The organism is Niabella sp. ZPM-14 (genome assembly GCF_055693045.2).
The window spans coordinates 2262585-2273524 of sequence record NZ_CM181148.1; the positions used below are offsets into that span (position 1 = coordinate 2262585).

General features: G+C 47.1%; 7 protein-coding genes. 1 reads left to right on the forward strand and 6 read right to left on the reverse strand.

The annotated features are described in order from the left end of the window. Positions 1–60 precede the first annotated feature (60 nt). The 6 genes from ACU37H_RS09620 to ACU37H_RS09645 all read right to left on the reverse strand — a co-directional run bounded on the left by ACU37H_RS09620 (position 61) and on the right by ACU37H_RS09645 (position 9615). Positions 61–1053 carry an FAD:protein FMN transferase gene (locus ACU37H_RS09620; RefSeq protein ID WP_472701739.1) on the reverse strand — a complete coding sequence of 331 codons (993 nt, stop codon included), beginning with the start codon at positions 1051–1053 and terminating at the stop codon, positions 61–63. Between the two features lie 109 nt (positions 1054–1162). Next, positions 1163–3352 carry a PepSY domain-containing protein gene (locus ACU37H_RS09625; RefSeq protein WP_472701737.1) on the reverse strand — a complete coding sequence of 730 codons (2190 nt, stop codon included), beginning with the start codon at positions 3350–3352 and terminating at the stop codon, positions 1163–1165. A gap of 55 nt (positions 3353–3407) precedes the next feature. Further along, on the reverse strand, positions 3408–3890 hold the full coding sequence (locus tag ACU37H_RS09630; RefSeq protein WP_472701736.1) for a DUF2271 domain-containing protein: 483 nt from the start codon (positions 3888–3890) through the stop codon (positions 3408–3410). 5 nt (positions 3891–3895) lie between these two features. Continuing rightward, on the reverse strand, positions 3896–5401 hold the full coding sequence (locus ACU37H_RS09635) for an ankyrin repeat domain-containing protein (RefSeq protein WP_472701735.1): 1506 nt from the start codon (positions 5399–5401) through the stop codon (positions 3896–3898). A 303-nt stretch (positions 5402–5704) separates the two neighbouring features. Further along, positions 5705–7129, reverse strand: coding sequence for a DUF4374 domain-containing protein (locus ACU37H_RS09640; RefSeq protein ID WP_472701734.1), 1425 nt, complete (start codon positions 7127–7129; stop codon positions 5705–5707). A 20-nt stretch (positions 7130–7149) separates the two neighbouring features. After that, the gene (locus ACU37H_RS09645; protein WP_472701733.1) at positions 7150–9615 is read right to left on the reverse strand and encodes a TonB-dependent receptor; all 2466 of its coding nucleotides are present in this window, start codon (positions 9613–9615) and stop codon (positions 7150–7152) included. A 265-nt stretch (positions 9616–9880) separates the two neighbouring features. Here ACU37H_RS09645 and ACU37H_RS09650 point away from each other — a divergent pair, with 265 nt between their 5' ends. Next, entirely contained in the window at positions 9881–10933 is a 1053-nt protein-coding gene (locus ACU37H_RS09650; protein WP_472701732.1) for a helix-turn-helix transcriptional regulator, read from the forward strand. Positions 10934–10940 lie beyond the last annotated feature (7 nt).

Sequence of the window (10940 nt, forward strand, 5' to 3'; positions counted from 1 at the left end):
TAAAGGTGAATTTGCCATACACCTGCGGACCTAACCCGGCTTACCAGAATGATTTTTCTTTTATTCAGCAACAGAATACTTACTGATATCAAAGCCCGGGCTGGTAACGTACTGGCCCGCATCGGTGATCATCAGGCAGCGATAGGCCGGGAATTTTTTAAGCAGATCGAGGCCTTTCGTTTTCCCCAGGACCATGATGGAGGTGCTGAGCGCATTCGCTGTTTCGGCGCCGGGGCCGGTTACCGTCACGCTCGTCAGCCGGGTAGCGGGATATCCTGTAGCAGGGTTGATGATATGCGCATATCGCTTCCCGTTGATCATCGCATATTTTTCATAGCTGCCGGAAGTCGTGATCGCTCCGTCGAGCGGCAGTGCGGCGATCAGGGCGTCGTCCTTAAACGGGTCGTTGATGCCTATGCGCCAGGGCCGGCCATCCGGCCGCGTGCCCCAGGCTTGTATATCTCCCGTGGCATTGATGATGCCCGCGTTGATTCCTTTTGCCAACATCATCATCCGGCATTGATCCGCCGCGTATCCTTCTCCTAACGCACCGAATCCAATCTTCATCCCCTTGCGTTTTAAAAAAACAGTGGAATTGTTTTTATCGATGATGATATTACGATACCCCACTTTTTGCCGCGCTTTCCGCACGGCTCGTTTAGAAGGCATTTGGGTCATGCTGCCGTCAAAGCGCCATATCTTTTCCATCGCAGCAAAACTAATATCAAAAGCACCATGGGTGAGTTCGGAAATCCTGATGGCTCGTTCCGTCAGTTCCAGCACTTCCTTGTCGACCCTAACCGGCTGAATACCGGCGTTCCTGTTGATATCGGCAACTTGTGTGTTGGGCTTCCAATCAGAGATGAGGTATTCTATCCGGGAGATCTCTGCAATGACCGTATCGATATACCTTTCCGCCATTAACGAATCACCCGCAACAATAGTAATATCAAAACGGCCACCCATTAAATGGGCGCTTCTTGTGCGGCTCACCTGACCCTGCACCCATTGGCTCAACAGGATGAATAATATGAATAAGTAGAAACGCATCATTTGATAGAGTGCATAAAATTTTTTTCAGGTTCAAGGTAATTTTATCACGGGGATTACCGAGAAATTTACAAAGGGCGCAGAGATAAACAAAAGACCTTTCAACACTTTTTTAATAACAGTCCGTAAGGATCTGTCCGGCCCGGATGAATGTTTGCAACAGATCAGGCTGCTCTGCCCTGCATATTTCGTTCAGGACCGACATCACATCCTTTTGCATGGACAAAGATCCGCAAATCATTACAACACCGCCTTGCTTCAGCAGGTGCAAGAGTTGATCTCCCTCGCGCAGTAACCGGTGGCTGACATATTCCTTCTCTTTCTCACGCGAAAGCACCAAATGTATGCGAGTTATCTTGTTTTTGGCAAGCTGCTCTTCTAAAAAAGATTGATAAATATTGAACGAGGCCTGTCTTCTGAAACCGCAATACAGCTCGACCGGCACTTTCTTTTTGTTTTCATCGATCATTCCCAGGAACGGCGCAATCCCCGTTCCATTGGAGATCATCACAATGCGTGTCGCATGTCTGGGAAATCTGAAATGCTGGTTCTTGATCAACCTGGCCTTAAAAGATTGCTTTTGCTCCAACGCATACAAAAACCGTGACCCCAACCCCTGCTCATGTCGCTTTACACTTAACTGGATGTATTTGTTGATCTTACCGATAGAGTACAATCTTTCCTGGTGATCGTTATTAGGATAAATGGCCAGCAAGTCGCCGGACCTCGCATGCCGGAGCTTTCCGGATCTTAGACGGATCGTGAACGTCTGCTCTTCATCCACCGCCGTCCTCGATGCGACGGAGATTGTATGAAGCTCAATTTGATTGAGCCGCAATGACCGCTCCGGCAACTTCATGGGGAACCCTGTTTGTATAGCCCAATCTGTAAGCCATGCGTCAAAATCCTGCGGAGACCGGTCGTTTACCGTATACAAAGGAAGGAGCGGCTTTGCCCAAACGGTTTGGTTTAGCGCATCTTCAACATCATAAGCAAACCCGCAAAAATGGGTATAACTCCTCGAACCGAAACCGATGATTGAATAGGAAACAGGCTGAGGCTGCGGATGTTGCCGAAGCTTTTCTATGAACTTTCTGGCATTAGACGGCGCTTCTCCTTGTCCGTAAGTACTGGTCATAATAATTAGCTGTTTGGCTGCCGGAAACAACGTGTAGTTGCTCATATCCGTGACGAATACCTTCAGGCGCCGCTTTCTGAGCTGGTGATAGATCGCATCAGCAAAACGAAACGTGGTGCCGTTTTCAGATCCTACCAGGATAACCACTTCCGCGTCTCCGGCTTTGAATTTGTTTTTGGGCCGACCACGTCTTCGCTTCAACGTAATTGCGAATCCCGAATATATAAAAAATAAGATGTACGCTGATGTGATCGCTAAAATAAGCGCCCATATAGTTCCGGAGCGTCCCGTGTGCCACCTCAGACTGAAGCTGGCTAATTGATAGGTAGTGGTATAGCGCGTTTCAGCCAACAGATCGCCTGTAAACTGGTTCACGCATAGCTCGCGGTCGTTTAATTGCAGCGCATAGTAATCTTCCGGAAAATCAGAGAAGGGATACTGCAGCTTTTGAAGCTGTGACAGCCGGGTTTGTTGAAACACGGTAAAGTCTGACAGTCGCAGTTCCGGCTCTTCCCTTATCTGTGCTTCGTTTACTTTGGTAGCAGCTTTTATGGGTGGTGGCACAAAGCGGTATACCGCCATATAAGTTCCCGTGAGCGCAACCGCTAATATGAAAAATAGCGAGATACGACCGAATAGCACATGGTAGTATTGGGCGAAGCCCGTCTTTTCAATCGGAGCAAAAAAGTGCCGCCATCCGTTTTGACGCTGGACCACCAATGCGATGCCCGAAAGTGCAATCAGAATCAGCAGAAAAGCCGTAACGCCTACTGCAATACGACCGGTTTCATGCAGGAATAATGACCGGTGCAGGGTGGTCACCCATTGAAAAAAAGGAGATTTCTTTTGAGGCGTTCCCAATATGGTGCCGGTCGCAGGATCGACATAGTGCTGCTGATCCACGCCATCTTCCGTTGCATACTTGATGATCACAAAATCATTGTCATCGACAGAGAGTTCCTGGATCCCGGGAAATTTTTCTTTCAACAGCGGAACCGCCCGGGCCAGCGGGATCGTATCCAGATCCCGGACATTATAACGTGCCGATTGCTCTATCACCGGCTCAAAAGCAAGCGCTATCCCGGTTACAGAGGCTATCGTCAGTAATAAAAAAGAAGATATAGCCAACGCTAAATGGCTATATCTCCAGACAGATATGATCATTAGATGAGAAGCTGTTTATTGAAAACGCTGATGGTCAAAAGGTGAAGTATCCTTATCAATTTCCGCTAAACCGGACATATTTGATATAGCCCTTCCCTGCTGTCTTTGCCGCCAGTCCGGCGGTTGTCAGCGGCACTTCCGCGTCTTTTACATGATAAGCCTGGTCTTCAACAGCGCTTTCAAAGCGAAGGGTATACCCTGCATCGATCTTTGCCTTTTCAATTTCAAATGTCACCACCGCGCGATCGCCGCCGGCTACTGATGCCCGCGTGATCGCGTTGATATTGGTTGGCTTTTTCTTGTAAGCCTTATGCCATTCTTTCAGATCTGGATACCATTCTTTATCAGCACCCAGGACGTACAAGGTCTTTTCGTATCCATTGGACTTGTTAATGAGCGATACCACGATATAGGCGCCTTCGCCCATATAGCTATTCATTTGTATCATGCATTTATACTTCGCTGTTTGCGCACTAACCGTGGTAGTGACAAAGGCAAATAAGATCATCGCCAACAGGAATTTTATTGTCTTCTTCATTCGGATTATTTTAAAAACTCAACTGATATGTGGCTCTTGCTCAGGTATTCATTTTCTTTAGCGAGATCATAAGCGGTCTCGTCAAACTCGGTTATAATATTTTTATCGGCACCTTTTGCAATAAGATATTGCAAGACCGCATCGTCTTTGGAGATCATGGCGGCCTTATGTAAAGCGGTCACTCCTTCTTTGTTTTTGGCATTAATATCAGCTCCCAAATCTGAGATCCTTTTCAGCAGCGATAAACTACCGGTGCTTACAGCCAGGTGGTACATTGTATTGCCATCTTTCTGAGGACTAGAAAAGTCAACACCCTTTTCCTTTAGCAGATTGAGTTTAGCATCAAAGTTTTTTTCAGCCCTTGGACTATACGATTCCATGAGGTAACAGGCCAGGTTGTTGCCTTTGGCGTCGGAAAAAGAAAGGTTCGCTCCTTTGCTGATCAGGTATCCGACGACTTCCGCACTGTTGCCTCGCACGGCCATCGCCAGTGCGGTAACACCTGCTTTGTTCGCAGCATTAATATCTTTTACTGATGCCGCCAGTCCTTGAATTGTTTCCAAATCAGTATTGCCGGCTGCGGCATTCATAAACGGCGTATTGCCTTCTGCATTTACCTGATTTACATCAGCACCCTTATCCAGGAAATACTGAATCAGTTCATTATTTCCTGGCCGGCGCACCAGATAGTGAAGCGCATTATTTCCGTTATGATCCGAAGCAGAAGGTTGTATACCGTTGCTTTCGAGATAGCGGAACACGTCGATGCTATTGGCTCCCCGGTGGGTGCCCATGGCAGCCATGGCCATGGCATTATCCGTGGGCTTCACACCTTTCTCCTTCAGCTTTTTCATTACTTCGATATTACCCGCGCGTGCTGCATAATCGAAAGCCGTATTCCCATGCTCATCGGTACTGTGGATATCCAGCCCCTTGCTTTGAAAGTAGGTGGTCAGTTTCAGGTCATTGTCATTACCCACTGCGAGCAACAGTGCATTGGCACCATCGTGGTTGACGTCTTTTGTAAGGTCGGTTGCAGGAGTAATAAGCAGGTCGTATACCGCTGTATTCTTTTCTCCTGCGTTCGCTGCAAAATTGATGGGGGAATAACCGTGGCTATCCTGCAGATTGGTTTTAGCACCCTTGGACAGCACATATCTCATCACTGCTATGTTGCCTTTGTAAGCTGCCCAGAAGATATAGGTGCGGCTGTCGTGGGTGAGCCTGTTAACATTGTTGCCTCCCTGCTCAATCAGGTAAATGATCGACTCATCAGGTCCGTCTGATATAATACCCATTACTACCGGATCAAAGGCGTTGCTATTCATTTCCGTTGGACTATGCCCTTTGGCTATCGCTGCTTTAACCGCGTCCACGCCGGGTTTGGTTTGCCAGAAAGCGCGATTCAACATCATGTTGCTGTGTTGCGGCGCTTCTTCACCCCGCCCGCCAGGCTGGGCATAGGCACACACAGTTACGAGCAATAAGCAACTCGTGTATATTTTTTTCATCCGTATATTTTTGTTTTATCAGTTATCTGTTGATCTTACGTATGCCCATCTGTTCACTCGTCAGCTTTATGTAAACTGCAGCTAGCACTTAAAAAGGAAAGACGAAGTTAGAATTTACCGATGGCCGTCATTTACGATTTGCGGAAAATTACAATGACCTGCATCTGACAAATAAGAGAAGCCGCATGCTGAGCGGCTTCTCTATTTTAAAAGTCCTTTGTCATCTTTCCAATTATTGCTACCTCATCGGATGATATTTGAAATAATCACATGTCTACTTCGAGTATATGGATCTAATCCAATTTAATAAGCCCCGATAAAGAAGCTGCCGGACTGGTTCACCAGTTTCGCACCTTTTTTAATCTGTTTGGTTTTCCAATTGATCACGTAGACATTACCGTTCTTACCGTTCGGCGTCATAGGCACATATACATAATCGCCCGCCAGACCTATATTTTGAAACTGTTGAAATGTACCTGTAATATCCGACGTGCCTGAAAATCCGGCGTCGGCTTCGATATCTGTAGCCAGCTTGGTTGCGGTTTGGGCTTTCAGATCGATCAGCGCTATATAACCTCCGGGTGTTCCAGTCCTGGTATATAAAACCACACCCATATCATCTTTGATATATCTGAACGCCCTGATACCCGCATCGCTGATGCCCATTGCTGTGTTCAGGTTAAAATTGTAAGTGTCATCATACTCATTGGTCGCTTTACTGATACGGAGTATCTGATGCCCAACGCCAAAGCTGGTTGCGGCCTGGTAAACATGTCCGTCATCGCCTACATATTGCGTCATAGTACGATAAGAAAGGTTATCTGTCATAGCCTTTTTGGAGATAATGACCTTTGGATTTCTCAGCGAAGGGTAATCTACGACATAGGTTACCGTTCCCAGGTTTCTCTCGTCGGTACGAGGCCAGCTAAGCGAACCGTCCCTGTTAGTAACGAGTGCATTGTTGTTCAGGTCGTACCTGCGAACACCCAACCCTATAAAGATCTTGGTTTTTGCCTGGTTCAATACGGGTACATCGGCACGCCATACATGATATCCCTGCGCTTCCAAATCAGCGCCCAGGTCTACATTGATCGTACCGGTATTGGTAATGGCCGTATTGTTCAGATCAATAATAGCCATGCGGATGGTTCCTTTGGGGTGTTGAAACTGATGACTGGGCGGAGTACCGGTGTAGGATGGCCTGCTGTAGTCAAAATACACGCCTACGCCAATTCCCTCGGCGGCCTTTACCCAACGCGGTGCCGTACCCAAGATTACTGCTGTATTAAGCTCGCTACCCACTTCTTCATATTTGGTCCCGCCGGAGACTTTGTACTTATTGAATACACCTCCGTCATCTCCTGTATATTGAATGTTATAAAGGTATTCACCATCTTCCGAAGCCTGGACCCGCGCAGTGCGGCTGGATTTCAGAGAAAATCCGCCTACATAAGTACTTCCTGACTTCTTAAACATATCGATCTCGTAGTTAGGATCGGCCGCTTCTTCAGGCGTTACTGCAAAAGCCAAAGTACCTCCATTACCTGCTGTACCTTTTGCGTCAGGAAAAGCTGCTGTTAATGTAATCAATCTTTTGTCTTCCCCCTCCTTTGAACCCGGCCCCGGGGGTGTTCCTTCGGTCCCGTTGTTACCTTTCGTGCAACCGGTAAGCGTCAGACCGGCGATCACCGTGGCCAACAGCGTTACTGTAAACAATTTTTTCTTCATGGTATATCTATTTTTTTGGTTTATAAAAATTTACTGATCGTGTAATTGAGTTTGAGATAAATGCCCCTGCCCGGCTTTTGTACGGCGAAGTTGTCGTATAGCTCCGCGTTGAACAGATTCTTCACATCCACGCTGATAACCAGCTTTTCATTGGGAAGCCTGTAACTGGCACCAATGTCGTGCGCTATTTGCCGCGGTGTTTTAGACCATTCGGGCTGTCCCCATACGATATAATATTCGCCCACATAACCCAGGTTGTAATACAAGTTCAGTATGGAACGTTTCTGGATCACGTTGTTGAGCCTGTATTGAAGGTTGGTATTGATGGTGAAGAACGGCTCATTCGGAACCTGCTGATTGTAAAAACTGTGCGCATTACCGGCATCATCCGTTGCAAGCTTAAACAGGTTATTGAACTTTGAAAGGTTGAAAGCGGCGTTCAAACGGTTATTATAGACATATATGATCTCCCCTTCAAAGCCCCTGGCCTGGGTCTCACCCAGGTTAACATAGCGCGTCGTTTGTATATCAGCATCTTCTTCTTTTTGGATCTCACTTTCATCTACTACCTGGCGGGTAATCTTATCAAACCCATTTCGCCAAAAAGCATTGGCATAAAAAGAAATCCTGTGCCTGTCCCATTCCAAAGCGCCCCACCGGAAGCCGAGATTATAGTTCAGGTTTCTTTCAGGTTTCAACCTCAGGTTGGGAAGAATATTTGTTTCGGGGTCTCCATAAAGCTGCGTTTCATTGGGCATGATGAGCGCGTTTTCCATCGATGCAATCACGAAAAATTTAGGTGCCACGTTGTAAGACAGGGTCGCGCCGTAGCCGAAATTGCCGGCGTTACTGGCCGTATCTCTGCGGATAACTTTTGTTTCTCCGTTTTCAGAAATGAATTGCGGTTTACTTTGATCTGTCCTGTTGTGGGTATATTTTCCCAGCAGGTTGGTGCGTAATTTATTATTAAGCGTTTGCGCTTCGTAATTAAGCGCCAGGATATTTTTGGTAATAACACTTATCGTTGCAAAATTCTTTTTGGCCGGATCAAGCAGGTCGTTATCGTCCCGGTCGGTGGTTTCAAATTTGTGGTTCAAAGAAACGCGATGGCCGGGTGCCAGTGTGTATCCCAGATTGGAGCGTATATTGGTTATTTTCCTGTCGACGCGGATAATGGTTTTTTCCGCCTGTTGGCCACCCTGCGTCGTGCGAAGCGGTACTCTTTCGCCAAACTCTATCACTTCTCTCACCATCCCGTCCCAATTGTAAGCGAAGCCTACGGTGTCCTGCAAGTACGTGCTCCGGTAGCTACGCACTGCATTAATATTGAGCGCCAGCCCGTCTACAAAAAGGTTGCGTTTATTATAATTCAGGCTGAATACATTGGCATTCGTTTCCGTAAAGCGGCCCACGTAAGGCGTAGCCATAGTAATGCCGTGCGGAATTTCGTTATAGTTATCGGAAACATTATATCCCAGGAAGAAAAGGTCGGCCCACTTTACATCGGTAAAGCCTGCCTCAAAGCGACCGCCGCGCGACTTGTATGTATTATTGAATCGCTTCGCGCGGTAAGGCCGCGTGATCTGCTGCAAATGGTTAACGTAGGTCGTAGACCTTCCCCAGGTAGTATAGCTGTTATCCGTATACGTATAAAACCCGGAGCCTCTCGCAGAAAAACCCGTTTTTTGATCCCGGAAAGTAGCTCCGATATCGGTATTGAACGTATTGAAGGATCCGTAGGAAGCAGCCGCCGTCACATTGTTGCGGGAAGCATCTTTCTTTAACACCACATTGATCGCTCCCCCCACATAATCTCCGGTAAGATGGGAAGGCAATACCCCTTTGTAGACCTCGATACGCTCGATCATCGACGGAGGAATATTATTGAGGTTGAATGACTGGCCGTAGGTTGATATTTCAATGCCGTCAAGGAAAAGGCCAATGGTGCTTCCTGACAAGCCGTTTAAGTTGTATTCTACCTGCGAACCTACTCCACCGTTCTGACGTACCCTTACGCCCACAGCGCGGTCGAGCAATTCGTTAGTCGTTAAGTTGCGCAACGATGCCTCTTTCGTTTCGATAATGGCTACAGCAAAGCCTTGAGTCTCCAGGGTCCTTTTTTTGGACCATCCTTCAACGGTTACCTCTTCGAGATGTTCTTTATTGCCGTTTTTGAGCCTGAAATCTTTCACCAATGTATCTCCTGCGCTGATCTGAACAGCCGCATGTAAAGAATCATAGCCCGTCATAGTGACGAGCAACCGATGGGCACCGGAAGCAAGCTTCAATGAATAATATCCATCAGCGTCAGCGGTGGTGAACCGGCCGCTGGCCTCATTTCCAACGGTTGCATTTCTGGCTGCCTGTCCGCTGGCTGTGGTTACTCTGCCCTGAACCACTCCTTCATTCTGCCCCTGTGCGCTGTTAGAATAAAAAACTATGAACCCAAATGTCAACACCGTCAGAACTGCTTTACTGTACCTCATTCGTTGCTTAAAAAGTTTTGATGAAAAGCCGGCCGCTGTAGGACCGATTTTCAGGAAGTTTCGGCTAATGTCACCACAGGTCAGGAGCGTTTGCTTTTCAGGGTGCAAAGTTGGTACGATATAATGACTGAAAACGGAAAATGAATAACGCAATCCGGAAATTCCCGGTCCTTTTCGGGCCGGCCGGGCAAAAATTACGGATTTCGTAAATATGTTAGCTGAATATTAAGGATCTTTGGGCCACCAACTGCTTAAAGAGGAAAGAATGACAGATGCAAAACCATACATGAAGGACGGGCATCATGGGACGATGGTATTTCCGTATGCTGACTTGTTTCAATTGAAGGAGCATGAAGTGATCGAATCAGATCAGCACGGGATCTTTGATCCTTATGAATGCGACTCTTATGAATATCTCATAAAGGACTTACAGTTTATCCGGATGATGAGTGTTAACCGGCAGCACATGCGCTTTCATCTTAAAAGTGACCGACCGTATGTAAGCTTTGTTTTTCCGTTTAAATGCCGGGGACAATTTATTAATACGGTTACCGGTAAGAGATTTGCAGAAGTGGGCCACCAGGAAAGCGGCCTGATCTTTATGAATACTCAGACGCTTTATAATTCGTGGGATTGCGAGGGGGGCGGAGAGCTGTATATGATCCACATGACCGTGGAATATTTTAAGCGTTTGCTCGCAGACGATAACCCGCTGTTTGAAACCTTCCACAGCAGCTGGAAAGAAAACAATGCGGCCCTGCTGCACGAGCGGAACATGGAAGTCACCCCACCCATGAAGTCACTGTTACATGACATCTTTTTTTTCGAGGATAAGACCTATTTTAAAACATTGTACAGGCGGTCGAAACTGATCGAACTACTCATGTTGCAATTCAGAGCCTGCGAAGCGGCCTCACTGAGCGCGGAAGCGCCGGTCACTACGGATAACCTGGCGAAGATGTATGAAGTCAGACATATTATTGATGCCAACCTGGCGCGGCCTTGTACGTTGGTAGATCTTGCTCAGCAGGTAGGAACCAATGAATGCTATCTGAAGAAACATTTCAAACAGGTCTTCGGCACCACCGTCTACAGCTATCTTCATAAGCAGCGTATGGAACGGTCCAGGGAACTGCTATTGCATGAGGATAAAAAAATCGCAGAGGTCGCAAAAGTATCAGGCTACAAATACGCTTCTCATTTCACGAGCGCTTTTAAAAAATACTTTGGATACCTTCCCAACCAGGTAAAGCTTCTGGCATCTGTATGCCTGCATAACAGCGAAATCCCTTACCACCTCGCACCCGGTTGGCTGTAAGGGATTG

What these genes read in the sequence shown, in the direction of transcription:
- ACU37H_RS09620 (WP_472701739.1), bottom strand. Translation starts at nt 1,053, where the DNA reads ATGATGCGTTTCTACTTATTCATATTATTCATCCTGTTGAGCCAATGG.
- ACU37H_RS09625 (WP_472701737.1), bottom strand. Translation starts at nt 3,352, where the DNA reads ATGATCATATCTGTCTGGAGATATAGCCATTTAGCGTTGGCTATATCT.
- ACU37H_RS09630 (WP_472701736.1), bottom strand. Translation starts at nt 3,890, where the DNA reads ATGAAGAAGACAATAAAATTCCTGTTGGCGATGATCTTATTTGCCTTT.
- ACU37H_RS09635 (WP_472701735.1), bottom strand. Translation starts at nt 5,401, where the DNA reads ATGAAAAAAATATACACGAGTTGCTTATTGCTCGTAACTGTGTGTGCC.
- ACU37H_RS09640 (WP_472701734.1), bottom strand. Translation starts at nt 7,129, where the DNA reads ATGAAGAAAAAATTGTTTACAGTAACGCTGTTGGCCACGGTGATCGCC.
- ACU37H_RS09645 (WP_472701733.1), bottom strand. Translation starts at nt 9,615, where the DNA reads ATGAGGTACAGTAAAGCAGTTCTGACGGTGTTGACATTTGGGTTCATA.
- ACU37H_RS09650 (WP_472701732.1), top strand. Translation starts at nt 9,881, where the DNA reads ATGACAGATGCAAAACCATACATGAAGGACGGGCATCATGGGACGATG.